At 55.1% G+C, this 24563-nt stretch carries 19 protein-coding genes, 2 tRNA genes and 4 rRNA genes; 8 read left to right on the top strand and 17 right to left on the bottom strand.

Annotated elements, in window-relative coordinates; genetic code table 11:
• Window positions 1-2: 2 nt before the first annotated feature.
• The 3 genes from PMYSY11_RS06360 (at window position 3) to PMYSY11_RS06350 (ending at window position 2138) form a co-directional block, all read left to right on the top strand.
• On the top strand, window positions 3-773 hold the full coding sequence (locus PMYSY11_RS06360) for an SDR family oxidoreductase (RefSeq protein ID WP_090513551.1): 771 nt from the start codon (window positions 3-5) through the stop codon (window positions 771-773).
• Window positions 774-879: 106 nt separating this feature from the next.
• Window positions 880-1578: a tRNA (N6-threonylcarbamoyladenosine(37)-N6)-methyltransferase TrmO gene (gene tsaA / locus PMYSY11_RS06355; protein ID WP_150548632.1), complete on the top strand. Its 699-nt coding sequence runs from the start codon at window positions 880-882 to the stop codon at window positions 1576-1578.
• Between the two features lie 143 nt (window positions 1579-1721).
• Complete coding sequence (locus PMYSY11_RS06350) at window positions 1722-2138, top strand: DoxX family protein (protein ID WP_150548631.1); 417 nt, start codon at window positions 1722-1724, stop codon at window positions 2136-2138.
• A gap of 75 nt (window positions 2139-2213) precedes the next feature.
• On the opposite strand, the gene fpr is transcribed toward PMYSY11_RS06350, so the two are convergent.
• On the bottom strand, window positions 2214-2993 hold the full coding sequence (gene fpr / locus PMYSY11_RS06345) for a ferredoxin-NADP reductase (RefSeq protein ID WP_069901458.1): 780 nt from the start codon (window positions 2991-2993) through the stop codon (window positions 2214-2216).
• A gap of 105 nt (window positions 2994-3098) precedes the next feature.
• Between fpr and PMYSY11_RS06340 the strand changes: the two genes are divergently transcribed.
• Entirely contained in the window at window positions 3099-4025 is a 927-nt protein-coding gene (locus tag PMYSY11_RS06340; RefSeq protein WP_069901457.1) for a LysR family transcriptional regulator, read from the top strand.
• A gap of 2 nt (window positions 4026-4027) precedes the next feature.
• On the opposite strand, the gene PMYSY11_RS06335 is transcribed toward PMYSY11_RS06340, so the two are convergent.
• Entirely contained in the window at window positions 4028-4393 is a 366-nt protein-coding gene (locus PMYSY11_RS06335) for a diacylglycerol kinase (protein WP_150548630.1), read from the bottom strand.
• Window positions 4394-4472: 79 nt separating this feature from the next.
• Complete coding sequence (erdR, locus tag PMYSY11_RS06330; RefSeq protein WP_069901455.1) at window positions 4473-5123, bottom strand: response regulator transcription factor ErdR; 651 nt, start codon at window positions 5121-5123, stop codon at window positions 4473-4475.
• Window positions 5124-5416: 293 nt separating this feature from the next.
• Here erdR and PMYSY11_RS06325 point away from each other — a divergent pair, with 293 nt between their 5' ends.
• A complete protein-coding gene (locus PMYSY11_RS06325; RefSeq protein WP_069901454.1) occupies window positions 5417-6328 on the top strand; it encodes a DMT family transporter in 912 nt (303 codons plus the stop codon).
• A gap of 49 nt (window positions 6329-6377) precedes the next feature.
• Here the strand turns inward: PMYSY11_RS06325 and PMYSY11_RS06320 are convergent, their stop codons facing one another.
• Window positions 6378-7088, bottom strand: coding sequence for a tRNA-uridine aminocarboxypropyltransferase (locus tag PMYSY11_RS06320; protein WP_069901453.1), 711 nt, complete (start codon window positions 7086-7088; stop codon window positions 6378-6380).
• Window positions 7089-7283: 195 nt separating this feature from the next.
• Here PMYSY11_RS06320 and PMYSY11_RS06315 point away from each other — a divergent pair, with 195 nt between their 5' ends.
• Window positions 7284-7685 (top strand): quorum-sensing-regulated virulence factor family protein, encoded by a 402-nt coding sequence (locus tag PMYSY11_RS06315; RefSeq protein WP_069901891.1) that lies wholly within the window; start codon window positions 7284-7286, stop codon window positions 7683-7685.
• Window positions 7686-7904: 219 nt separating this feature from the next.
• Window positions 7905-8978, top strand: coding sequence for an LOG family protein (locus PMYSY11_RS06310; RefSeq protein WP_150548629.1), 1074 nt, complete (start codon window positions 7905-7907; stop codon window positions 8976-8978).
• 157 nt (window positions 8979-9135) lie between these two features.
• On the opposite strand, the gene recX is transcribed toward PMYSY11_RS06310, so the two are convergent.
• The 10 genes from recX to ampC all read right to left on the bottom strand — a co-directional run bounded on the left by recX (window position 9136) and on the right by ampC (window position 18678).
• Entirely contained in the window at window positions 9136-9600 is a 465-nt protein-coding gene (recX, locus tag PMYSY11_RS06305; protein WP_069901451.1) for a recombination regulator RecX, read from the bottom strand.
• Between the two features lie 18 nt (window positions 9601-9618).
• Entirely contained in the window at window positions 9619-10662 is a 1044-nt protein-coding gene (gene recA / locus PMYSY11_RS06300; protein ID WP_069901450.1) for a recombinase RecA, read from the bottom strand.
• An 86-nt stretch (window positions 10663-10748) separates the two neighbouring features.
• Window positions 10749-11261, bottom strand: coding sequence for a CinA family protein (locus tag PMYSY11_RS06295; RefSeq protein WP_150548628.1), 513 nt, complete (start codon window positions 11259-11261; stop codon window positions 10749-10751).
• 181 nt (window positions 11262-11442) lie between these two features.
• Window positions 11443-11558 (bottom strand): 5S ribosomal RNA (gene rrf, locus PMYSY11_RS06290).
• Window positions 11559-11654: 96 nt separating this feature from the next.
• Window positions 11655-11770, bottom strand: a 5S ribosomal RNA gene (gene rrf / locus PMYSY11_RS06285).
• 123 nt (window positions 11771-11893) lie between these two features.
• Window positions 11894-14784, bottom strand: a 23S ribosomal RNA gene (locus PMYSY11_RS06280).
• Between the two features lie 257 nt (window positions 14785-15041).
• Window positions 15042-15117, bottom strand: a tRNA-Ala gene (locus PMYSY11_RS06275).
• Between the two features lie 90 nt (window positions 15118-15207).
• A tRNA-Ile gene (locus PMYSY11_RS06270) sits at window positions 15208-15284 on the bottom strand.
• Window positions 15285-15349: 65 nt separating this feature from the next.
• Window positions 15350-16892: ribosomal RNA gene (locus PMYSY11_RS06265) — 16S ribosomal RNA — on the bottom strand.
• The 16S, 23S and 5S rRNA genes sit together here with 2 tRNA genes alongside, the layout of an rRNA operon.
• Window positions 16893-17517: 625 nt before the next feature.
• Window positions 17518-18678, bottom strand: a complete 1161-nt coding sequence (gene ampC / locus PMYSY11_RS06260) for a class C beta-lactamase (RefSeq protein ID WP_150548627.1) — start codon at window positions 18676-18678, stop codon at window positions 17518-17520.
• 283 nt (window positions 18679-18961) lie between these two features.
• Between ampC and PMYSY11_RS06255 the strand changes: the two genes are divergently transcribed.
• Window positions 18962-20290, top strand: coding sequence for a spinster family MFS transporter (locus tag PMYSY11_RS06255; RefSeq protein WP_069900965.1), 1329 nt, complete (start codon window positions 18962-18964; stop codon window positions 20288-20290).
• A 44-nt stretch (window positions 20291-20334) separates the two neighbouring features.
• Here the strand turns inward: PMYSY11_RS06255 and PMYSY11_RS06250 are convergent, their stop codons facing one another.
• The 3 genes from PMYSY11_RS06250 to PMYSY11_RS06240 form a co-directional block, all read right to left on the bottom strand.
• Window positions 20335-21303 (bottom strand): CobW family GTP-binding protein, encoded by a 969-nt coding sequence (locus PMYSY11_RS06250; RefSeq protein ID WP_150548626.1) that lies wholly within the window; start codon window positions 21301-21303, stop codon window positions 20335-20337.
• 50 nt (window positions 21304-21353) lie between these two features.
• Window positions 21354-23090 carry an amidohydrolase gene (locus PMYSY11_RS06245; RefSeq protein WP_150548625.1) on the bottom strand — a complete coding sequence of 579 codons (1737 nt, stop codon included), beginning with the start codon at window positions 23088-23090 and terminating at the stop codon, window positions 21354-21356.
• A 128-nt stretch (window positions 23091-23218) separates the two neighbouring features.
• A complete protein-coding gene (locus PMYSY11_RS06240) occupies window positions 23219-24556 on the bottom strand; it encodes a YjiH family protein (protein ID WP_150548624.1) in 1338 nt (445 codons plus the stop codon).
• Window positions 24557-24563 lie beyond the last annotated feature (7 nt).

The following is a 24563-nucleotide window of genomic DNA, read 5'->3' as shown; positions in this document are numbered from 1 at the left end:
CCATGCACCCGTACTTCTCGCTGCAAGGCCGCACCGCGCTGGTTACTGGCGGTACTCGCGGCATCGGTAAAATGATCGCCAAGGCCTACCTCGAAGCAGGTGCCAAGGTGATCATTTGCGCCCGCGACGCACAAGCCTGCACAGATACAGCGGCAGAGCTGAGCGTTCTCGGCGAATGCCACGCTATCGCGGCCAATCTTGCAACCGAGGAAGGCATTCAGGCTTTTGCCGCTGCCATTGGCGAAATAACCCCACAACTGGACATTCTGGTGAATAACGCCGGAACCACATGGGGTGCGCCACTGGAAAGTTATCCGGCCAAAGGCTGGGATAAGGTCATGCAACTCAACGTGACCTCGGTGTTCGGCTGCATCCAGCAGTTGTTGCCGCTGCTGCGCAAAGCCGGCTGCAGTGATAACCCGGCCCGCATCATCAATATCGGCTCGGTGGCCGGCATCAGCTCGTTTGGCGAAGATGCCTGGGCGTATGGGCCGAGCAAGGCGGCGCTGCATCAAATGTCACGCATGCTGGCGCGCGAACTGGTCAGCGAACACATCAACGTCAACGTGATTGCACCCGGACGCTTCCCGAGCAAGATGACCAAACACATCGCACAGGACAGCGCCGCCATGGCCGCCGATGTTGACGTCATCCCGATGAAACGCTGGGGCCGCGAAGAGGAAATGGCAGCGTTGGCGATTAGTCTGGCGAGTGCCGCCGGTGCCTATATGACCGGCAACGTCATCCCACTGGACGGCGGTTTCAGCCTCTGAGGCGCCACCCCCGCCAGCACCGATGCGCAACGCAGCGGCACGCCGGATTTAACCTGCCGCTGCGTTGCGGTTACCATAGCCGACCTATCTTCCTCGACTCGCCTCCATGACTTACTCAGTATCGCCCATCGGCTTTGTGCGCTCCTGCTTCAAAGAGAAGTTCGCCATTCCGCGCCAGCCGCAACTGGCGCCTGCCGCGCGCGGGGTGCTGGAACTGGTGGCGCCGTTTGATCAGCCCGAAGCGATTCAGGGGCTTGAGCAGGTCAGTCATGTCTGGCTGCTGTTTGTCTTCCATCAGGCCCTTGAAGACAAGCCGCGCCTCAAAGTCCGGCCGCCGCGCTTGGGCGGCAATCAAAGCATGGGCGTTTTTGCGACGCGGGCCACGCACCGCCCGAACGGCATCGGCCAATCGGTGGTGGCGCTGGAGAAAATCGAGCCGGGCAAATTGTGGCTGTCGGGCATCGACTTGCTTGATGGCACGCCGGTGCTAGACATCAAGCCGTATGTACCCTACGCAGACCAAGTGCCCGGCGCATTCAATCACATGGCTGCGGCGGCCCCCCGTCTCCTGCCCGTGAGTTGGAGTCAGCCCGCGCTTGAGCAGGCAGAGCTGCATGCACAGCGCTTGAGTGAACCGCTGGTTGCGCTGATCGAACAATGCCTGGCACAGGACCCGCGCCCCGCTTATCAGACGCCGGAACCCGAACGCCGCTACGGGGCGAAATTCTGGGACCTCGATGTGCACTGGCATTACCCGACACCGGCAGAGATTCGCATACTGGACGTAGTTCTGGCAAACGACTGAGAACCAGGCGAATAGTCAGGATCGGCTCAGGGCTAGCGAAAGATTAACTTACAGTTCACCACGTTACAGTCCATTCGATCTATTTAGGACTGAAGAGTCCTATATTAGACTCCAGCAGTATTCTCATTGGAGCGCTGATCGCCATGAAACACTGGACGTTATTACTGTTACGCATCTCACTCGGCTGGCTGTTGGTTATCTGGGGAGCCGATAAGCTATTCAATGTTGCGCACAGCGTTGCCGTCGCCAATAAGTTCTATTTCGGTCTGCTCACGGCTGAAAGTGCGATGCAGGTGTTGGGGGTGATTCAGATCGCCATAGGCGTGCTGATCGTCATTGGGCTGCTATGCCGCTGGACCTACCCGCTTCAAGCGCTGCTCAATGGCCTGACGTTGCTGGCCGTTCTGGGCTCGGTGATAGACCCGTGGGGCTGGTTTTTGCAGGGTTCCAACGCGCTGTTCTACCCATCGTTGATTATTTTTGCGGCCAGCTTGCTGCTGATTGCCTTCCGCGATGACGAGCGCTGGGCACTCGACATCAAGCGTGCTGCTGCTCACTAAGCCAAACGACGGACACAAAAAAACCACCTGAATCGGTGGTTTTTTTGTGTGTTGATTTAACTTGCCAGCTAAAACTTACTTCTCGACGAATGCGCGCTCAATCAGGTAATCACCCGGGTCGCCCATACGCGGGGAAACCTTGAGGCCGAAGCTTTCCAGCACTTCGCTGGTCTCGTCGAGCATGCTTGGGCTGCCGCAGATCATGGCGCGGTCATCTTGAGGATTGATCGGCGGCAGGCCGATATCCGCAAACAACTTGCCGCTGCGCATCAGGTCCGTCAGACGGCCCTGATTCTCGAACTCTTCACGGGTTACGGTCGGATAGTAAATCAGCTTTTCCTTGAGCGAATCACCAAAGTATTCATTCTGCGGCAGGTGCTCGGTAATGAACTCGCGATAAGCGACTTCGTTTACGTAGCGCACACCGTGAACCAGAATGACTTTCTCGTAACGCTCGTAGGTTTCCGGGTCCTGGATTACGCTCATAAACGGCGCCAGGCCGGTGCCCGTGCTCAGCAAATACAGGTGCTTGCCCGGCAACAAGTCGTCCAGCACCAGAGTGCCGGTAGGCTTGCGACTGACCATCAACTCATCACCCGGCTTGAGGTGCTGCAGACGCGAGGTCAGCGGACCGTCTTGCACCTTGATGCTGAAGAACTCAAGGTGTTCTTCGTAGTTAGGGCTGGCGATTGAATAGGCACGCATCAGCGGCCGACCGTTTTCCTGCTGCAAGCCGATCATCACGAACTGGCCGTTCTCGAAACGCAAACCCTGGCTGCGGGTCGTGCGGAAACTGAACAGGGTATCGTTCCAGTGATGGACGCTAAGCACGCGCTCGACGTTCAGGTTGCTCATGCAGGTTACCTCAAAGGTCAAAATTGGTGATTGCGCGGCATTCTAGTGGGGCGCAGAATATCTGTTAAGCGAATAATTAAGATATAGGTTATCGGTTATATAGATATGCGATTTACTCTCAGACAACTGCAAGTGTTTGTCGCCGTGGCGCAGCAGGAAAGCGTTTCGCGCGCGGCCGAGTCGCTGGCCCTCTCGCAATCGGCTACCAGCACCTCCCTTACCGAGCTGGAACGCCAGACCGACAGCCAATTATTCGACCGTGCAGGCAAGCGGCTTAACCTCAATGCGCTGGGCCGCGAATTACTGCCCCAGGCTATCGCCCTGCTCGATCAGGTCAAAACCATTGAGCGGCTGCTGAAAAGTGAGAGCGGTTTGGGGTCTCTTAGCGTAGGCGCCACGCTGACGGTCGGTAACTATCTGGCGACATTGCTGATCGGCAACTTCATGCAGTTGCATCCGGAGTGCAAGGTGAAACTGCAAGTGCACAACACCGCACATGTGGTTCAGCAAATCGCTCACTATGAACTGGATCTGGGCATGATCGAAGGCGACTGCCAGGACCCGAATATTGAAGTATTGCCTTGGATCGAGGATGAACTGGTGGTGTTCTGCGCCCCGCAACATCCGCTGGCAAAACGCGGTGAGGCAAACCTTGATGACCTCACGCGGGAGGCGTGGATCTTACGAGAAAAGGGCTCCGGCACCCGCCTCACCTTCGACCGGGCGATGCGTCATCACCCCACATCGCTGAACATCCGCCTGGAACTTGAACATACCGAAGCGATCAAGCGCGCGGTCGAGTCGGGGCTGGGCATTGGTTGTATTTCGCGCCTGGCGCTGCGCGATGCATTCCGCCGCGGCAGCCTGGTAGCCGTCGAAACACCGACGCTGGACTTACGCCGGCAGTTCTATTTCATCTGGCACAAGCAGAAATACCGTACGGCGGCCATGCGCGAGTTTGTCGAGCTGTGCCAGACACTGACGCACGGGATCAAGCGCAGCGACCAGATTGTGCTGCCAAATATTGCCTGATCTCAGCCCAGCAGGATGATCAGCCAGACGCTGCCAATCAGCGACAGTGAGACGAACTGGGCAGCACTGCCCATGTCTTTGGCATTTTTCGACAACGGATGCAAATCCAGCGAGATGCGGTCGATCGCCGCCTCGACGGCTGAATTGAGCAGTTCGACGATCAGCGCGAGCAGGCACACGCCGACCATCAGGGCCCGCTCACCCTTGCTGACCTCGAAACAAAAGGCCAGCGGGATCAATACAATGTTGAGCAAAACCAGTTGGCGAAAAGCCGCCTCACCGAGAAATGCGGCGCGCAAGCCATCGAACGAATAGCCGGTCGCATTGAGGACGCGCCTAAAACCGGTTTTACCTTTGAATGGGGACATCTGGAACGACTCAAAAAATAAACGACGACAAGGCAACAGCGTGCCTTGTTATTGAGAGAGCTGCGCAGGTATTTGATTTCTAGGCTGAAGGAATGCTTTCCAAGTGCTGTAACAACAGTGCAGCCTGAGTTCGGGTACGCACTCCCAGCTTACGGAAGATAGCCGTCACGTGAGCCTTCACAGTGGCCTCAGACACACTCAGCTCATAGGCAATTTGCTTGTTGAGCAAACCATCACAGACCATGGTCAGAACGCGGAACTGCTGAGGCGTCAAACTCGCAAGGCCGGCACTCGCAGCTTTAGCTTCGCTGGAAACAGCAGCCTCTTCCTCATTGGTCTGCGGCCACCACACATCACCATCGAGTACCTGACGCGTCGCTTGCTGAATAACTTCAAGTGAGCTCGACTTGGGAATGAAACCACTGGCACCAAATTCACGGCTTCGCGTGACCACGGCCGCCTCTTCCTGTGCAGACACCATGACGACGGGGATCTGCGGGTATTGACCGCGCAACAGGATCAACCCTGAAAAGCCATAAGCGCCAGGCATATTAAGATCGAGCAAGACCAGATCCCAGTCAGACTTTTCAGCCAGATGGGCTTCCAGCTCGGCAATGCTTGCCGCTTCTACCAACCGAACACCACTGCCCAGCCCGAGTGTCAGCGCTTGTTGTAATGCACTGCGAAACAGCGGGTGGTCATCTGCAATCAGGATTTCATAAGCAGCCATTGCGGATCCTGTTCTTCTTATAGGGGCTTCGTTTGCAAGCATCGCTCACAACGCATAGTTAGTTACCGGGTAACGCACAGGTTTATGCGCACTGCAATGCGCTGGAGCTGATTATAAATCAGCTCCAAGTTACCACTTTGAGCTATTGGCGAGTACGCAAAAAACGCTCGGTAGTCTATCAATCCGATGTTTATACGCGGCTGGCGGTGCCCAGCATGCCGAGCGAACTCGGGGTGGTCAAGTTGATTACTTTACGGCAAAGTCTGCGCCCTTAATCCTGCCGAGATTTTTCTATGCAACGCAACGCCTTACGGGCCGATTTGATGATGCTGCTCACGGCCATGATCTGGGGCTCGGCTTTTGTCGCCCAGCGTCTGGGCATGGACTCCATCGGCCCGTTTTATTACAGCGGTCTGCGCTTTGCGCTCGCGACCGTCATTTTGCTGCCAGTGCTTTCCCTGCTTGAACGGCGCACCCCTGCGAGCAAGCCAGAGCCTGTTAATCGCGGCCTGTTAATTGGCGGCGGGCTGATGGGCTTGGCGCTGGCAATCGGCATCAACTTGCAGCAGGTTGGCTTGCTGTTCACCACCGTGACCAACTCGGGCTTTATTACCGGGCTGTACGTGATCATCGTGCCGATTCTGGGTTTGTTTATCGGCCAGAAAAGCGGCCTGGGCATTTGGCTCGGCGCCGTACTCGCGGTGGTCGGCATGTTCCTGCTCAGTGTTGGCGAAGGTTTCCATGTCGCTTCGGGCGACTGGCTGCAACTGGCAGGCGCATTCGTTTGGGGTATTCATGTATTACTGGTGGGTCACTTTGCCAGCCGTCACGATCCACTGCGCCTGGCGGTCATCCAGTTTGCGACCTGCGCGATCATCAGCCTGGTTTGCGGCGCACTGTTTGAAACCATCTCCCTGGAGGCGGTTATCGCAGCTGGCCCGGCAGTGCTTTACGGCGGCATCTTCGGTGTTGCGGTCGGCTTCACCCTGCAAGTGGTTGCACAGAAAAGCGCAATCGCCTCGCATGCGGCCATTATCCTGTCGCTTGAGGCGGTATTTGCCGCCATTGCCGGCGCGCTGTTGCTCGGTGAATCGCTGCACGCCCGGGGTTACCTGGGTTGCGCGCTAATGCTGGGCGGGATGTTGATTGCTCAACTATGGCCGCAAAAGCCGCAGGCCAAGGTCGAAGCGCTGGCTCAACACTAAGCATGCCGAGCGTTGCGCAGTACCGAGTGCTGCGCAACGATATTCTGGCTTAGAGAAAGGTGCGCAGCTGGTTGTGCAGCTCATCGTTGAGGTCCACTGCACGCGGACCTTTGGCGGCGATATAGTGCTCGCTGAACACATCGAAATAGGTGTTCAGCGCATCTGCTGCACGTTGATCACCGGCCAACTCCAGGCACAGTGCGGCCACTTCCGCGGTACACAAGTGATCATCACGCTTGGAACGGCGCAACCGATAACGTGAAACCTGCTCCGGCTGCAAACCCAACACCGGCAGATTTGCCAGATAAGGGCTCTTGCGGAACATCTTGCGCGCCTCGGTCCAGGTTGCATCCAGCAGGATAAACAGCGGCCTCTTGCCAGCCACAGGCTGCACTTCACTGACTACGCGTTCTGGCGCGGCGTACTCCCCCGGAAACACCAGAAAGGGCTGCCAGGCAGGATCAGCCAGCAAGGCCAACAGCGCCTCGTCGACGACTGTTCGCTGCCATCCGAAAGCACAGGTGTCTGCCACCACATCGGCAATCAACCAACCGGTGTTGCTCGGTTTGAGGGCCTCGATATCATGCATCAACAGACACATCCCCGAATGCGCCTGAACATTTGGCCGCAATGCGCATATGCAGTGAGACAGTGCGATGCGGCAGGACTCACATCGAATCGAACGCGAGCCACGGGCAATAAATGGTTTCTCACTGCGGGCAAGCCGCGCAGTGCGCAGACGCGCTACGGCATGGCTCATCAGTGAATAACTCGTACAGTTAAGCGGCGCATGACATCACTCAAATTCAGGGTTCGGCATTCTAGCAAACCTGCGTGCCAACAGCGGAGCTAACGACTGAAGGTACAAAGCGCCCGCTTATAGGTATTATGATTGCACGCTGAACCTATGCAGACCCAAGCCTGTCGAAGGTTCCAAATGATTGCGGAGACCCTGATGTTTCGATTAATTGCCCTTTCCATCGCACTCACCTTGCCAGTGGTTGCTCATGCATCGTCACTGAAAGACTTTGAACTGACCAAGCTCCTGCAGCAGGTTGCCAAGCAAAGCAGTGTTGGCACTCCACGCGCCATCAATGGCGACATCTTGGATCAGGGCTACACCGTTGATGGCCACGTGCTAATCAATCACTTGAGTGTCCGCGAGGCCCATGCCACACAAATGCGCGCCAACCCGGATGCAATGCGTGCGCAACTTGCTGCCAGCGTGTGCAACAACAATGGTTTCCGCCAACTGCTTTCACGCGGCGCAGTGTTGCGCTACGAGTTCACCGAATACAAAAGCAACCGCCCGGTTGCCAATGAGAACTACGACAAAACCGACTGCAACATCCAGTAAGTCGCACGTCCCTCTCGCTTTGCCTGTCCAGCGCCTCAGCGCACTGCACAGGCGACTGCGCATCTAGGCTGCCCCACGCATTACGCTGCATCACTTTAGCTGCGTGCAAATTAGCACTGCGTAACGCCGCAAAACGTCATCCTGCAGCCATACTCTCTCTGTAGAACCGTAACAGCACGGATGCCTGGCGATACGGTTACGCTCAACAGGAGACTCTTTATGCCTTATGAAGCTGACGACTACCTGTCTCGTCATGTGCAAACCACCAGCATTGATGTGGCGTCATATCTGGATCAACTGACGGCACTGATCACCCCGCCCGACAGCCCTAATCAGTCTCTGTATCGTGAAATGCTCACCACCGTTGTGCGCATGGCGCAGGCCGATCGCAATCGCTGGGATGCCAAGATCATGTTGCAGACACTGCGTGAGATGGAGCATGCATTCTGCGCGCTCGAGCGGTTCAAGCGTCGACGCAAAGTCACTGTGTTCGGCTCAGCGCGCACCCCAGCCGACCATCCGGTGTATGGCCTGGCCCGTGATCTTGGGCAAACGCTGGCGCGTTATGACCTCATGGTAATCACCGGTGCCGGTGGCGGCATCATGGCTGCCGCGCATGAGGGTGCAGGCCGTGAAAACAGCTTGGGGTTCAATATCACCCTGCCGTTCGAACAAACCGCCAACCCGACCATGAAAGGCTCGGACAACCTGTTGTCGTTCCATTTCTTTTTCCTGCGCAAACTGTTCTTCGTCAAGGAAGCAGACGCGCTGGTCTTATGTCCCGGCGGCTTTGGCACACTGGATGAAGCGCTGGAAGTATTGACCCTGATTCAAACCGGCAAAAGCCCGTTAGTGCCGATCGTCCTGCTTGATCAGCCAGGCGGTACTTACTGGCAACGTGCGCTGGAATTTATCGAGGCTGAATTGCGCGACAACGCCTACATCCTGCCGAGCGACATGCACCTGATGCGTCTGGTTTATAGCGTCGAGGATGCGGCCACCGAGATCGCCCGCTTCTACGCCAACTTCCACTCAAGCCGCTGGCTTAAAGGGCGGTTTGTTATCCGCATCAATCATCCACTCAACTCAACGGCCATGCAGTTGCTGCATGAGCAATTCAGCGATTTATGCATCAGCGGTGGTTTCGAGCAGTTGGCTAGCGGGGTGGCAGAAATGGATGAGCCCGAACTTGCTCACCTCGCCCGCCTGGCTTTTGCTTTCACCGGACGCCACTTGGGGCGTTTACGGGAGCTACTGAACTTCATCAATCAACCGCAACACTGGCAAGCCTGACTGCGCCACATGCACTGCTACGGACTACTGCGCACAGTAGGCGAAAGTGACGGCGCAGTATGTTGCAGGCATTAAGCTTTGCAGGCCGTGCGAAAACTTGCGGCCTGTGAGCGGGTTCAACGGATGAGTATTGAGGACGGTGAAAGACGCGTGCGAACTAATCGTCCAGCGCGCCGCGCAAGAGTTTGCTGATCAAATCCTGGGGATAGCCACGGTAGCTGAGAAAGCGCTGCTGCTTGGCACGCTCGCGCATGTCTGCGGGCAATTCACCGGCAAACTTGCGTTGCCAGGTATCAAGCAGTAATTCGGCCCAGTTGATGCCAGAGTCGCGTAAGGCCTGTTCGATGTCGCTGCGTGCCAGTCCGCGCTGGTTTAGCTCTTCACGAATCCGCAAAGGGCCGTAACCTGCGCGTGCACGGTAGCTGACAAAACTTTCGAGGTAGCGCGCCTCAGACAACAAACCCTCTTCCGCCAGGCGGTCGAGGGTTGGTTCGATCAATTCTGGGGTAGCGCCGCGCAAACGTAATTTGCGCGTCAACTCGACTCGACCATGTTCACGCCGCGCCAACAAATCCATTGCCGTGCGGCGTACAGCGGTCAAATTGTCGAGTATGACGGCCATCCTCACTAACCTATCGGTTTAAGCGTCTACTTCGGCGCTATCAACCGACTCTGCCGCAGCCTTGGCGGGAGTTGCCGGCGTCAGCAGTTTTTCACGGATCAGGTTTTGCAGAGTGGCGGCGACTTCCGGGTTATCTTCCAGATACTTAGCCGAGTTGGCCTTGCCCTGACCGATCTTACTGCCCTGGTAGCTGTACCAAGCGCCAGACTTCTCCAGGAAACCGTGCAGTACGCCCAGATCAATGATTTCACCGTTACGGTAGATGCCCTTGCCGTAAAGGATCTGGAACTCAGCCTGACGGAACGGCGGTGCGACCTTGTTCTTGACGACTTTAACCCGGGTTTCACTGCCCACAACCTCGTCACCCTCTTTAACCGCACCTGTACGGCGGATATCGAGACGAACCGATGCGTAGAACTTCAGCGCGTTACCACCGGTAGTGGTTTCTGGGCTGCCGAACATTACGCCGATCTTCATACGGATCTGGTTGATGAAGATAACCAGGCAGTTGGCGTTCTTGATGTTACCGGTGATTTTACGCAGCGCCTGCGACATCAAACGGGCTTGCAGGCCGACGTGCATGTCGCCCATCTCACCTTCGATTTCCGCTTTCGGCACCAGTGCAGCCACGGAGTCGACAACGATTACGTCAATGGCATTGGAGCGCACCAACATGTCGGTGATTTCCAGCGCCTGCTCGCCGGTATCCGGTTGCGATACCAGCAGATCATCAACATTAACGCCCAGCTTGCCGGCATACTCAGGGTCGAGTGCGTGCTCGGCATCGACGAATGCACAGGTCGCACCGGCTTTCTGGGCTTCAGCGATAACAGAGAGAGTCAGGGTAGTTTTACCTGACGACTCAGGGCCGTAGATTTCGACGATACGGCCTTTCGGCAAACCACCAATGCCCAAGGCAATGTCCAGCCCGAGCGAGCCGGTAGAGATCGCTGGAATAGCCTGGCGATCATGGTCGCCCATGCGCATGACTGCGCCTTTACCGAATTGCTTTTCGATCTGGCCCAAGGCAGCAGCCAAAGCGCGCTTCTTATTCTCGTCCATTGAAATCCCCACGTGATTAAGAGGGCCTGACGGCCGCCAACAACTGTATAAGTAGACAGTATTATTCCATAGGCTAGGCCGCACGCCTACCCCACAATTGGATTTTCTTTTGCGAGCAGACGAAGCAACCCCTCTAGCGCGGTATAAACCGTTTGTCGGCGGACCTGCTCACGGTCTCCTGCAAACAAACAACGGTGGGTGAACACCTTCGAACTTTCAGCCCAGGCCACCCAGACAGTCCCCACGGGCTTATCCGCCGAGCCGCCATCCGGGCCTGCAACACCGCTAACCGCGACCGCATAGCGAGCACCGCTATTAGCCTGTGCGCCACGGACCATCTCGACAACGACCTCTTCACTGACAGCTCCGACGCTGCCAAACAGCTCTGGACTAACCCCCAACTGCTGAGTCTTCTGTGCATTGGAGTAGGTCACATAGCCGGCTTCAAACCAGGCAGAGCTGCCGGGAATTCGGGTTATCGCCTCAGCAATACCGCCCCCCGTACAGGACTCGGCGGTTGTAACCTGTGCCTGCACACTGACTAGCTGCTCGCCCAACTCGGCAGCCAGACGAGTCAAATCCTGATCATTAGCGCTCATTTCAACTCCGCGACTGATGTAACACCCAAGCTACCGTACACCAGACGCGAACACGATTCAGCCTGATCGTTATCAGTCGCTACAAGGCAGGCGTCTAATGGCGATTTAACCGTGCGCATAGTTTTCTACAGCCAAAAAGAAACCCCAGATCATCTGCATGATCTGGGGTTTCGGTATAGATGCTTGACGATGACCTACTCTCACATGGGGAAACCCCACACTACCATCGGCGATGAACCGTTTCACTGCTGAGTTCGGGATGGGATCAGGTGGTTCCAGTTCTCTGTGGTCGTCAAGCAATTTGCTTGAAGCTTCGTCAACGACGCAGCTTCGAATCTGATACTTAAAGTAAAACCCCAGGCCGTTTACACGATCTGGGGTTTTGGTATAGGCGCTTGACGATGACCTACTCTCACATGGGGAAACCCCACACTACCATCGGCGATGAATCGTTTCACTTCTGAGTTCGGGATGGGATCAGGTGGTTCCAATTCTCTATGGTCGTCAAGCAATTTGTTGAAGCCTCGTCAGGGACGCTGCTTCGAATCGGGTATGTGATGTTTTGTAGTTTCGCAAACTTTCGGTGTTTATACTTCTAGAGACACTCAAACATCAAATTGTTTGGGTGTTATATGGTCAAGCCTCACGGGCAATTAGTATGGGTTAGCTCAACGCCTCACAGCGCTTACACACCCCACCTATCAACGTCGTAGTCTTCGACGGCCCTTTAGGGAACTCAAGGTTCCAGTGAGATCTCATCTTAAGGCAAGTTTCCCGCTTAGATGCTTTCAGCGGTTATCTTTTCCGAACATAGCTACCCGGCAATGCCACTGGCGTGACAACCGGAACACCAGAGGTTCGTCCACTCCGGTCCTCTCGTACTAGGAGCAGCCCCTCTCAAATCTCAAACGTCCACGGCAGATAGGGACCGAACTGTCTCACGACGTTCTAAACCCAGCTCGCGTACCACTTTAAATGGCGAACAGCCATACCCTTGGGACCGGCTTCAGCCCCAGGATGTGATGAGCCGACATCGAGGTGCCAAACACCGCCGTCGATATGAACTCTTGGGCGGTATCAGCCTGTTATCCCCGGAGTACCTTTTATCCGTTGAGCGATGGCCCTTCCATACAGAACCACCGGATCACTAAGACCTACTTTCGTACCTGCTCGACGTGTCTGTCTCGCAGTCAAGCGCGCTTTTGCCTTTATACTCTACGACCGATTTCCGACCGGTCTGAGCGCACCTTCGTACTCCTCCGTTACTCTTTAGGAGGAGACCGCCCCAGTCAAACTACCCACCATACACTGTCCTCGATCCGGATGACGGACCAGAGTTAGAACCTCAAGGTTACCAGGGTGGTATTTCAAGGATGGCTCCACGCGAACTGGCGTCCACGCTTCAAAGCCTCCCACCTATCCTACACAAGTAAACTCAAAGTCCAGTGCAAAGCTATAGTAAAGGTTCACGGGGTCTTTCCGTCTAGCCGCGGATACACTGCATCTTCACAGCGATTTCAATTTCACTGAGTCTCGGGTGGAGACAGCGCCGCCATCGTTACGCCATTCGTGCAGGTCGGAACTTACCCGACAAGGAATTTCGCTACCTTAGGACCGTTATAGTTACGGCCGCCGTTTACCGGGGCTTCGATCAAGAGCTTCGCGTTAGCTAACCCCATCAATTAACCTTCCGGCACCGGGCAGGCGTCACACCCTATACGTCCACTTTCGTGTTTGCAGAGTGCTGTGTTTTTAATAAACAGTCGCAGCGGCCTGGTATCTTCGACCGGCATGTGCTTACGGGGTAAACCCTTCACACTCACCGGCGCACCTTCTCCCGAAGTTACGGTGCCATTTTGCCTAGTTCCTTCACCCGAGTTCTCTCAAGCGCCTTGGTATTCTCTACCTAACCACCTGTGTCGGTTTGGGGTACGGTTCCTAATTACCTGAAGCTTAGAAGCTTTTCCTGGAAGCATGGCATCAACCACTTCGTCGTCTAAAAGACAACTCGTCATCAGTTCTCGGCATTAAGATCCCGGATTTACCTAAGATCTCAGCCTACTACCTTAAACACGGACAACCAACGCCGTGCTGGCCTAGCCTTCTCCGTCCCTCCATCGCAGTAATTAGAAGTACGGGAATATTAACCCGTTTCCCATCGATTACGCATTTCTGCCTCACCTTAGGGGCCGACTCACCCTGCGTCGATTAACGTTGCGCAGGAAACCTTGGTCTTTCGGCGTGCGAGTTTTTCACTCGCATTGTCGTTACTCATGTCAGCATTCGCACTTCTGATACCTCCAGCAAGCTTCTCAACTCACCTTCACAGGCTTACAGAACGCTCCTCTACCGCTCATCCAAAGGATGAACCCGTAGCTTCGGTGTATGGTTTGAGCCCCGTTACATCTTCCGCGCAGGCCGACTCGACTAGTGAGCTATTACGCTTTCTTTAAAGGGTGGCTGCTTCTAAGCCAACCTCCTAGCTGTCTGAGCCTTCCCACATCGTTTCCCACTTAACCATAACTTTGGGACCTTAGCTGACGGTCTGGGTTGTTTCCCTTTTCACGACGGACGTTAGCACCCGCCGTGTGTCTCCCGTGCTGACACTTGCTGGTATTCGGAGTTTGCATCGGTTTGGTAAGTCGGGATGACCCCCTAGCCGAAACAGTGCTCTACCCCCAGCAGTGATACACGAGGCGCTACCTAAATAGCTTTCGAGGAGAACCAGCTATCTCCGAGCTTGATTAGCCTTTCACTCCGATCCACAGGTCATCCGCTAACTTTTCAACGGTAGTCGGTTCGGTCCTCCAGTCAGTGTTACCTAACCTTCAACCTGCCCATGGATAGATCGCCCGGTTTCGGGTCTATTCCCAGCGACTAAACGCCCTATTAAGACTCGCTTTCGCTACGCCTCCCCTATTCGGTTAAGCTTGCCACTGAAAATAAGTCGCTGACCCATTATACAAAAGGTACGCAGTCACAGAACAAAGTCTGCTCCCACTGCTTGTACGCATACGGTTTCAGGATCTATTTCACTCCCTCTCCGGGGTTCTTTTCGCCTTTCCCTCACGGTACTAGTTCACTATCGGTCAGTCAGTAGTATTTAGCCTTGGAGGATGGTCCCCCCATATTCAGACAAAGTTTCTCGTGCTCCGTCCTACTCGATTTCACTTCTAAGATCCTTTCGCGTACAGGGCTATCACCCACTATGGCCGCACTTTCCAGAGCGTTCCGCTAAAATCAAAGAAGCTTAAGGGCTAGTCCCCGTTCGCTCGCCACTACTAAGGGAATCTCGGTTGATTTCTATTCCTCAGGGTACTTAGATGTTTCAGTTCCCCTGGTTCGCCTCTTACACCTATGTATTCAGTGCAAGATACCTAACTTATGCTAGGTGGGTTCCCCCATTCAGACATCTCCGGATCAAAGGTTATTTGCCACCTCCCCGAAGCTTTTCGCAGGCTATCACGTCTTTCATCGCCTCTGACTGCCAAGGCATCCACCGTATGCGCTTCTTCACTTGACCATATAACCCCAAGCAATCTGGTTATTGTCTCTAACGTGAAGTAGACATTCGCCGAAAATTTGCAATTGAGAACTACAAATTTTACCTTGACCAAATTAATTACCAGTGAAAGTAATCAATTAGTCACTTCTATCACATACCCAAATTTTTAAAGAACGATTTTTTCTAGTCAAAGACCAGAAATCAACATTCAGCTACTTAATGTAGGAATGCTCATTTCTGAACACTAACGAGACGCGGATCAAGCAATTACATAATGGTGGAGCCAAGCGGGATCGAACCGCTGACCTCCTGCGTGCAAGGCAGGCGCTCTCCCAGCTGAGCTATGGCCCCATGATACGGATTTTATTCAGAACAAGGCACTTAGTTGCGCCGTGTAGTACAACTACACAAGTCACTAAGTAACGCTGTGCTGGATAAAATTGGTGGGTCTGGGCAGATTCGAACTGCCGACCTCACCCTTATCAGGGGTGCGCTCTAACCAACTGAGCTACAGACCCAATCGTCTTCTTCAATGAATCAAGCAATTCGTGTGGGAGCTTATAAGGAAGCTGATGTCGTCGATTAAGGAGGTGATCCAGCCGCAGGTTCCCCTACGGCTACCTTGTTACGACTTCACCCCAGTCATGAATCACACCGTGGTAACCGTCCCCCTTGCGGTTAGACTAGCTACTTCTGGTGCAACCCACTCCCATGGTGTGACGGGCGGTGTGTACAAGGCCCGGGAACGTATTCACCGTGACATTCTGATTCACGATTACTAGCGATTCCGACTTCACGCAGTCGAGTTGCAGACTGCGATCCGGACTACGATCGGTTTTATGGGATTAGCTCCACCTCGCGGCTTGGCAACCCTTTGTACCGACCATTGTAGCACGTGTGTAGCCCTGGCCGTAAGGGCCATGATGACTTGACGTCATCCCCACCTTCCTCCGGTTTGTCACCGGCAGTCTCCTTAGAGTTCCCACCATAACGTGCTGGTAACTAAGGACAAGGGTTGCGCTCGTTACGGGACTTAACCCAACATCTCACGACACGAGCTGACGACAGCCATGCAGCACCTGTGTCTGAGTTCCCGAAGGCACCAATCCATCTCTGGAAAGTTCTCAGCATGTCAAGGCCAGGTAAGGTTCTTCGCGTTGCTTCGAATTAAACCACATGCTCCACCGCTTGTGCGGGCCCCCGTCAATTCATTTGAGTTTTAACCTTGCGGCCGTACTCCCCAGGCGGTCAACTTAATGCGTTAGCTGCGCCACTAAATTCTCAAGGAATCCAACGGCTAGTTGACATCGTTTACGGCGTGGACTACCAGGGTATCTAATCCTGTTTGCTCCCCACGCTTTCGCACCTCAGCGTCAGTATCAGTCCAGGTGGTCGCCTTCGCCACTGGTGTTCCTTCCTATATCTACGCATTTCACCGCTACACAGGAAATTCCACCACCCTCTACTGTACTCTAGCTTGCCAGTTTTGGATGCAGTTCCCAGGTTGAGCCCGGGGCTTTCACATCCAACTTAACAAACCGCCTACGCGCGCTTTACGCCCAGTAATTCCGATTAACGCTTGCACCCTCTGTATTACCGCGGCTGCTGGCACAGAGTTAGCCGGTGCTTATTCTGTCGGTAACGTCAAAACAGCAAAGTATTAATTTACTGCCCTTCCTCCCAACTTAAAGTGCTTTACAATCCGAAGACCTTCTTCACACACGCGGCATGGCTGGATCAGGCTTTCGCCCATTGTCCAATATTCCCCACTGCTGCCTCCCGTAGGAGTCTGGACCGTGTCTCAGTTCCAGTGTGACTGATCATCCTCTCAGACCAGTTACGGATCGTCGCCTTGGTGAGCCATTACCTCACCAACTAGCTAATCCGACCTAGGCTCATCTAATAGCGTGAGGCCCGAAGGTCCCCCACTTTCTCCCGTAGGACGTATGCGGTATTAGCGTTCGTTTCCGAACGTTATCCCCCACTACTAGGCAGATTCCTAGGCATTACTCACCCGTCCGCCGCTCGTCAGCAAAGTAGCAAGCTACTCTCTGTTACCGCTCGACTTGCATGTGTTAGGCCTGCCGCCAGCGTTCAATCTGAGCCATGATCAAACTCTTCAGTTCAATACTGCAATTAGGTTTTGAGAAAACCTTATAAACTTGGCTCAGCAATCGCAAAACTTACAAATTAATGTAAGGTAACTCTCGAATTAACGAGTGTTGCTTTGTGATGCTGATAATCTGTTGACTATCAGTCTTACCTCACAAGCACCCACACGAATTGCTTGATTCAGTTGTTAAAGAGCGGTTGGTTAAGTCTTTCGTCTCAACCGAGGCGCGCATTCTACAGCAGCCTCATTTACTGTCAAGCTGTTTTTCGAAGAATTTCTTCAATCTACTCAACCACTTGCGCTTCCGATCAAACCAGCTTCTCGTCAGCGGGAGGCGCATTCTACAGCGTTCAAACTCGCTGTCAACACCTCGTTTTCTACCGCTTTCGATCACCGTGACGATCACTCTAAAAGGCTTTAAAGCCACCCTCCAGAGCTCGGCGCATTCTACACAGCTTTCGCTGCTTTGCAACCCCTCTTTTTAAGCTAACTTCTTGTTTTCTAAGAAGTTTTCCGAGAGGTCGACGCCGGAAGAGGTGCGCATTATAGGCACCTCAGTTTTGCCGTCAAGGGTTTATTGCGGATTTGTTTCAATCAGCGCCAAATGGCCATCATCCTGGGCTGAATCGAGCAGAACCTTATGGCTTTAACGTATCGATGATCTGCAGCGCCGCCTTTACTCTCAGTGCATTCGGGTAGTTCTTGTTAGCTAAGAGCACTACCCCCACTCGCTTGGACGGGATGAACACGGCGTATGCACCGAACCCATTGGTTGAACCGGTTTTGTTAACCAGCCATTCTGAGCCAGACGGCTCGCCCGCTGCTACCGGCTCAACCGGATGTGGCTCCAGCGCCATGCTTGATGAGTTGCCTTGCAGCAACGTCTCCAGCGTTGTCGGGTAACGGTAGAGTTCCCAACCCAATCCCTGGTACATGCCTGCAACCTTGTAATACGGCTGTTGCGTCGTCGCTATCGCCCGTTGATACGGTTTCTCCAGTGCCTCAGCTGACATATTAAGCTGGATAAAGCGCAGCACATCGCCTGCGGTGGTTTTAACCCCGTACGCTTCTGCGTCGAGCATTCCTTTACTCACGCGTACCGGCTGACCATTGGCCATGTAGCCCTGCGCATAATCGGGCATCTTAGCGGCAGGTACTTGCAGATAACTGTGCGCAAGGCCCAGCGCCGGAAATAGCTGTTTCTGCATTAACGTCTCGAATGGTTTACCCATGCTTCGAGCAGCGATATAGCCGAGCAGCCCGATACTCGGGTTTGAGTACTGTCGATGACTGCCCGCTGCATAGCTCGGCTGCCACTGACGGTAGAAGCGGTACATCTCAGGCTCATTATTAACGCCATCAGGAAACTGCAACGGCAAGCCGCCCGCACTGTAGGTGCCGAGTTGCAACAAGCTGATGTTATCGAACGCGCTACCGCGAAAATCCGGCAAATGCTGCGTCACACGGTCAGTCAACGCCAAGTGGCCGCTCTCTTGCGCATACGCGGCCAGCGTTGCGGTGAAGGTTTTGCTTAGCGAGCCGATCTCGAAAAGGGTTTCTGCGGTTACCGGAACAGCCCCCTCGGCCGCGGCCAAGCCATAGCTATATAGATAGCGCTCGCCATCTACGGTCACCCCGACCGCCATACCTTTGATGCCCTGCTCCTGCATCAGCGGCAATACGCTCTGATCCACTGCCGACTTAACTGACGTCTCGCTCACCTTGGCTGCCTGCAGCGGATTAGCCGCCAACAGCGCCACCAGTGGCAACCCGATTACCGCCGTGCGTCTTCTGCACATATAAAACCCTTCTCCTGAATAGCCATTAGCAACAGATCTTTTATGACCGCAGCCTTACAGCACCTGCACAGAATTGACCACGACACTGATCACCTACACCCATCGCAGGCTGATACGTCTGACTAATCGCACCTTATAAGCGTTCCAAACCATGGCTTTGTTTGATTGACGCTCAGGCCAAAGCAACGTTTGATCGGCACATGCGTTATCTAAACCGAGCCGCCATGTGTCTCGATATTTAACCTGGCAATACCTCACCAATAACAACAATGAGGTCAGCTACATGCACGAGTCCCAGCAAGCCAAGAACGCCTGGCGCGTATTATTTCTGCTTTTCCTAGCCAACCTGTTCAATTTTTTTGACCGCACCATCCCCGCCATCATCATTGAACCGATGCGCATGGAGTGGAGCCTCAGCGATTTACAGGTGGGCCTGGCCGGCACCGTATTCACAATCGTCTATGCGATTGCCGGAATCCCGTTGGGCCGCATGGCCGACACGGGCTCAAGGCGCAAGATCATGGGCTGGGGCCTGCTCGTCTGGAGCGGTCTTACCGGCGCAACTGGCATGGCCGGTAATTTCATAACCTTCCTGTTTGTGCGCATGGGCGTAGGCCTTGGCGAGGCCAGTTACGCGCCTGCGGCCAACTCGCTCATTGGTGACTTGTTCCCCACCCAACGCCGTGCTCGCGCAATGGGCATTTTCATGCTCGGCTTACCGCTCGGCTTGGTACTGGCGTTCTTCACTGTAGGCGCAATGGTCGAAGCATTCGGCAACTGGCGCGCGCCCTTCTTCATCGCCGCAGTGCCGGGCATGTTGTTGGCCGTATTTATCTTCCTGATCAAAGAACCTTCACGCGGGGCGGCTGAAGTGGTCAAGTCTGCCACCACGCCAGTCGAAAAACCGCTGCGCAAAGTCCTGGCCATTCGCACCTTCTGGTGGTTGCTGTTGGCGGGACTGGCATTCAATTTCGCCAGCTATGCGTGTAACACCTTTATGGTGCCGATGCTGCAACGCTACTTTCACCTGCCGTTGCAGCAGGCGGCGGTGGCCACGGGCGTGATTGTCGGGATTACCGGCCTGTTCGGCCTGACACTTGGCGGCTGGGCTGCCGATAAAATTCATCAGCGCTGGGCCACCGGCCGCCTGATGTTTGCTGCTATCAGCATGTTCATCTCGGCGCTGGCGACGGGTTACGCATTGCTCGCCGGACAAATTGAAGTGGGCGTATTCATCGCGGTGTTCAGCGTGGGCTGGCTGTTTTCGTACAACTACTTCACCTGCGTATACACCGCCATTCAGGACGTGGTCGAGCCACGCCTACGCGGCACGGCGGTCGCGCTGTTCTTTGCAGGCTTGTACTTGCTCGGCGGCGGGATGGGCCCGGTGGTTGTCGGAATGTTGTCGGACCATTACGCTCACGCCGCCATGCTGGCAGCTGGCGCCAGCGAGATGAACGAAACCTTCAAAGCCATCGGCCTGCACGACGCAATGCTGCTGATTCCCGTTGCGTTTGTGCTGACCACATTGGCCTTGCTGCAAGCCTCTCGCTGCTTTGTAAAAGATGCAGAAACCATGCGCACCGGCATGGAGCAAGCGGCGCTGGCGTGAACGATCAGCTGCGCAAGATGAAACCCATCTTGCGCAGCGTCCACTCAAGCGACGCACTGATCGAAGGCGGCTTGCAGATTGGCCGGATCAATTGCGCCGTGGGCCCCGATCACAATGAATTCACTGTAAGGGCTGGTTCCACGCCACGTGTCATGCGGCTTGATTTCAGTACGGCTGCCAACCAAATGCAGCACACAACGCTTGTCTGCCACCTCAACCAGATTACAAACACCTTTGGCCCGGTAAATGTCAGCAGGCAGCGATGCTAGGGTTTGGCGCAAGGCTTTGAGCGACAATGGCTTGTCGCTGCTCCAACTCCAGCTCGCAAATAGCGCCGCATGATCCGTCACACCCGGCGCTTTAACTGAGGGTGCAGCGGCTTTAAGCGGCCTGAAGGTTTGCGCCGATTTGAAACGTTCAACGCCAAGCACGAACTCCAGGGGCACACCACACTCAACGGCTTGCAACAGCCTGACATTGGGATACAACCAGCGCGAACGCAGGGCATCCACCTGCTGCGGACTGACCTGATCGATCTTGTTCAACACAATAATGTCTGCCGCATCCAACTGCTCCATGGCCAACTGCGCCATGTCACCCTCAAGTGTTTCGAATTGCGCGGCATCGACCACCGTCAGAATACTGTCGATATGCAAAGCGTTGCGAAACTGTGGATAACGCAAAGTGCTGGCAATCTTGACCGGATTGGACACACCACTCGCCTCGATCACGATGTACTCGGGCCGGTTCTCGCGGTTGTCCAGCAGCCGCCCCATCTGCTCGATCAGGTCGCTTTCGACCGTACAACAGATACAGCCGTTGGCCAGACTGACAGTCGTCTGGGTCTGGCTGACGATCAGTTGGCTGTCGATATTGATGGCACCAAAGTCATTAACCATGACGGCCATACGCAACCCGTGATCGCTGTTAAGAATGCGATTCAACAGGGTGGTCTTGCCTGCCCCCAGAAATCCGGAAACGATGGTGACCGGAATACTTTCTCGCCTGTGCATAAATTTCCGCCTCTTGGCTTGCAGTCAGGGCCAGGCCCTGACCCGATCAATCAGAAGTTTGGCAACTCGCCCTGCCAGACTGCGGCATGGTCGGTGTTGTTGAACTCGCCCTGTCGATCCCACATCACCTCGCCCTCAAGCAAGGTCAGTTGAACTTGAGTGTCATGAATATTGCCCTTGGCCGAGCGTGCGAACAGATCGCGGTCGAGCACAATCAAGTCCGCCGACTTGCCGACTTCAATGGAGCCGGCCTTATCTTCCATACCCATGCACCAGGCGCCATTGATGGTCATTACACGGATGGCCTGCTCTAACGTAATCGGGTTGCCGTAAAAGCTGCCCTCTTCGCTGCCAAAAGGATTCTCGCGGGTGATCATCGCCTCGAAGCCGATCCATGGATTGATGCTGGATACCGGCCAGTCGGTGCCCATCACGGCTACGCCGCCAGCATCGAGCACGCCTTTGAAGTTATAGGCGCGTTGCATGCGTTCCTCACCGAACACCGTACGGGCGTTGGCAAAGGAGGACGGAAACCAGCCCACCGGGGAAAATTCAGCGGTTACCTGCAACTGGGCGAAGCGTTCCAGGTTGGCATCGAGCAGAGTCGTGCTGTGCGCACATTGGTGACGAACACCGCTGTCGCCATTACGCCGACGCGCTTCAGCCACTGCATCGAGAAACAAATCAGACGCGCCATCGCCGGTGCAATGGGCAATAACCCGCACGCCTTTTCGGTCCATGTCCACGACCATGTCGCTGATATGCTCAGGCGTCAGATTCAGATGCCCACGCCAGCTGGTTTCACCCGGCCATGCGCTCGACAGGTAAGAGGAACGCGACTCATGAGTGCCGTCGAAATGGAACTTCACCGCGTTGGCATTGAGCCGGGCGCTGCGATAGAAATGCCGTTCACCCGCGAGCAACTCCCAACGCCGCTTGACCGGGAAAATATCATCCTGCCAACTGATTGCGGCTTCGACCCGCACCGTCAACTCGCCGGCCTGATCAATAGCTTTCAGTGCATTCAGGCGATGCTCGCAAACATGCACATACTTGGTTCCCACCACGCCATGACCACTCTGAAACTGCACACCCTCGCGGTATGCACGCTGCAAAGCATGCTGCGGGATTGGCGGCATGGCGGCGTGGATCAACGCGTATGCACCGTCCACCAAAATCCCGTTAGGCACGCCGGTCACACTGTCGCGCTCGATATAACCGTGGCGCGGGTCCATGGTGTCGGCATCAATGCCTGCCAGCTCCAATGCCTTGGAGTTGACCATCATGCAGCCCCATGAACGGTCGAGAATTGCTACCGGACGATCCGGCATAAAGCTGTCCAGCCATTCGCGATCCGCTCCCAGGCCTGCTTGCTTGAAGGTGTACCGGACAAAATACTGCCCGTAGATCCAGCCCTCACCGGGGTTGGCCGCCGCGTAATCCAGCACAGCCTGCTTGACCTGCTCAGGCGTCGGGTCATCCAGCCCGATGTTCAAATCTCCGGAATAGCCGGGCGCCAGCGCAAGGTCGGGATGGGTGTGCATGTCGTACAGACCCGGCATGGCAAAGCGGCCATTCAGGTCCAACACTCGCGTTCGCTCGCCAATCAATGGCTGCACATCGGCGTAGCTGCCCACCGCGACAAACCGGCCATGTTTAATAGCGACGGCCTCAACCCAAGGCTGCTGCTCATTGACCGTGTAAATACGGCCATTGAAAAGCACCAACTCGGCAGCGCCGATGGCGCCCGCAATATTGGAGGAGAGATATTGATCAGACTTGGCCATTGGATAGTTCTCACATGTTCAAAGCGCGCGGGTGCTACGAAGAACCCTCTGCGCAGTAAATAGCGAATAAAAAAACCTTCACTCAGACGCCACTCGGGTGTCTGGGTGAAGGTGGGAAAATTGCCGGACTACAGGACCAGGTGCGCCATCAGCGACAGCACGGGCAAGGAGATCAGCACGCGCAGCAGATAGATCGCCAACAGGTCACGCAAGCGCAGGCCGAAGTTGGCACGGACCAGAATGATGGCCGCCTCGGTAAAGAAGATGATCTGGGTAACCGCAACGCCTACCAGCACAAAGCGGGTGATTTCGCTCTCAATCCCAGACGCCAGAATCGACGGCATGATGCTGTCGACAACACCCGCCAGCAGCGCCGGGGCTGCCTCAGCGGCCTGCGGAATCTGCAGCAGTTCCAGATAGGGCACCAGCGGCATCGACAACACATGAAACACCGTGGTGTATTTGATCAGCGACAGGCCCACGCAGCCGATCAACATCATTGCCGGGTACACCGAAATCGCGATGTCGGCACTGATGTGCACGCCTTGCTTGATCAACTCCAGCGGACTGCTGGCTTTATCAGCACGCTGGATTGCGCGGCTAAGGCCAAGGGCAAACAAACCCTGCCCATGGTCGTCATCGGTCACCAGTTGCTTGCCAACACCTGGCGCGTAGGTGTCGAGCTTGCCACGCAGTGGCGGCAGTTTTGGCACGATCAGGGCGCAGATAATTCCGGTAACCGCTACCGAGAGATACCACTGAATAAACACATGTTCCATGCCAATCAGCTTGAGTAGCAGGTAGGAATAGGCAATGGATACGATCGAGAAATTGGTCGAGATCACGCAGGCTTCACGACTGGAGTAGAAGCCGTTTCGGTATTGCTGGGTGGTGAGCATGATGCCCACGCTGGACGCCGACAACCACGACGCTGCGCAGTCAACCGCCGCGCGACCCGGCAGGCCGAACAGCTTCTCGAACACACGGCTGACCAGGGTGCCGATGAACTCCATCAAGCCAAAGTCGGTCAGCAGCGGCAACAAAATGGCGGACAGCAAGTAAATCGCCAACACCACCGGGCCAACGTCGTACAACATCACCCCGCCAGTGTCGCGGCTCCAGATCCACTCAGGGCCGACCTCGAAAAACACCATCAACATCAGCACCGCACCGATCACCCTGACGGCGGTCCAAGCCAGGCTCGGATTGAACAGTTGGATAAAACGATTGGGGTTGTTTTTCAGCGGGCTGAATCGCACCAGCAAGGTAATCAGACTGGGAATCGTCGCCACAGCAACGGTGGCCGGCACCATCATCGGTTTGAGCACATCGTTTACATAGTCGATGATGAACGCAATCATCACCGTAATGCGGCCATCCACGCTCAATGGCGTCAGAAACAACAAAACGCCAAACAAAGTTGGAATAATGAAACGCAGTAATTGCTTTGTGGTGTAGGGTCCCAATGGCGCT

It is taken from the genome of Pseudomonas marincola (assembly GCF_900682675.2).
GTDB lineage: Bacteria > Pseudomonadota > Gammaproteobacteria > Pseudomonadales > Pseudomonadaceae > Aquipseudomonas > Aquipseudomonas marincola.
Note: the sequence above shows the minus strand (reverse complement) of the source record. Positions and strands in the feature narration are given on the sequence as shown.

Excerpts from the sequence above, each read along its gene's own strand:
- PMYSY11_RS06255 (WP_069900965.1), top strand. The coding sequence starts at position 18,962 with ATGCACGAGTCCCAGCAAGCCAAGAACGCCTGGCGCGTATTATTTCTG.
- PMYSY11_RS06350 (WP_150548631.1), top strand. The coding sequence starts at position 1,722 with ATGAAACACTGGACGTTATTACTGTTACGCATCTCACTCGGCTGGCTG.
- fpr (WP_069901458.1), bottom strand. The coding sequence starts at position 2,993 with ATGAGCAACCTGAACGTCGAGCGCGTGCTTAGCGTCCATCACTGGAAC.
- erdR (WP_069901455.1), bottom strand. The coding sequence starts at position 5,123 with ATGGCTGCTTATGAAATCCTGATTGCAGATGACCACCCGCTGTTTCGC.
- PMYSY11_RS06335 (WP_150548630.1), bottom strand. The coding sequence starts at position 4,393 with ATGTCCCCATTCAAAGGTAAAACCGGTTTTAGGCGCGTCCTCAATGCG.
- PMYSY11_RS06315 (WP_069901891.1), top strand. The coding sequence starts at position 7,284 with ATGTTTCGATTAATTGCCCTTTCCATCGCACTCACCTTGCCAGTGGTT.
- PMYSY11_RS06295 (WP_150548628.1), bottom strand. The coding sequence starts at position 11,261 with ATGAGCGCTAATGATCAGGATTTGACTCGTCTGGCTGCCGAGTTGGGC.
- PMYSY11_RS06320 (WP_069901453.1), bottom strand. The coding sequence starts at position 7,088 with ATGAGCCATGCCGTAGCGCGTCTGCGCACTGCGCGGCTTGCCCGCAGT.
- recA (WP_069901450.1), bottom strand. The coding sequence starts at position 10,662 with ATGGACGAGAATAAGAAGCGCGCTTTGGCTGCTGCCTTGGGCCAGATC.
- PMYSY11_RS06245 (WP_150548625.1), bottom strand. The coding sequence starts at position 23,090 with ATGGCCAAGTCTGATCAATATCTCTCCTCCAATATTGCGGGCGCCATC.
- PMYSY11_RS06250 (WP_150548626.1), bottom strand. The coding sequence starts at position 21,303 with ATGCACAGGCGAGAAAGTATTCCGGTCACCATCGTTTCCGGATTTCTG.
- recX (WP_069901451.1), bottom strand. The coding sequence starts at position 9,600 with ATGGCCGTCATACTCGACAATTTGACCGCTGTACGCCGCACGGCAATG.
- PMYSY11_RS06310 (WP_150548629.1), top strand. The coding sequence starts at position 7,905 with ATGCCTTATGAAGCTGACGACTACCTGTCTCGTCATGTGCAAACCACC.
- PMYSY11_RS06325 (WP_069901454.1), top strand. The coding sequence starts at position 5,417 with ATGCAACGCAACGCCTTACGGGCCGATTTGATGATGCTGCTCACGGCC.
- ampC (WP_150548627.1), bottom strand. The coding sequence starts at position 18,678 with ATGTGCAGAAGACGCACGGCGGTAATCGGGTTGCCACTGGTGGCGCTG.
- PMYSY11_RS06340 (WP_069901457.1), top strand. The coding sequence starts at position 3,099 with ATGCGATTTACTCTCAGACAACTGCAAGTGTTTGTCGCCGTGGCGCAG.
- tsaA (WP_150548632.1), top strand. The coding sequence starts at position 880 with ATGACTTACTCAGTATCGCCCATCGGCTTTGTGCGCTCCTGCTTCAAA.
- PMYSY11_RS06360 (WP_090513551.1), top strand. The coding sequence starts at position 3 with ATGCACCCGTACTTCTCGCTGCAAGGCCGCACCGCGCTGGTTACTGGC.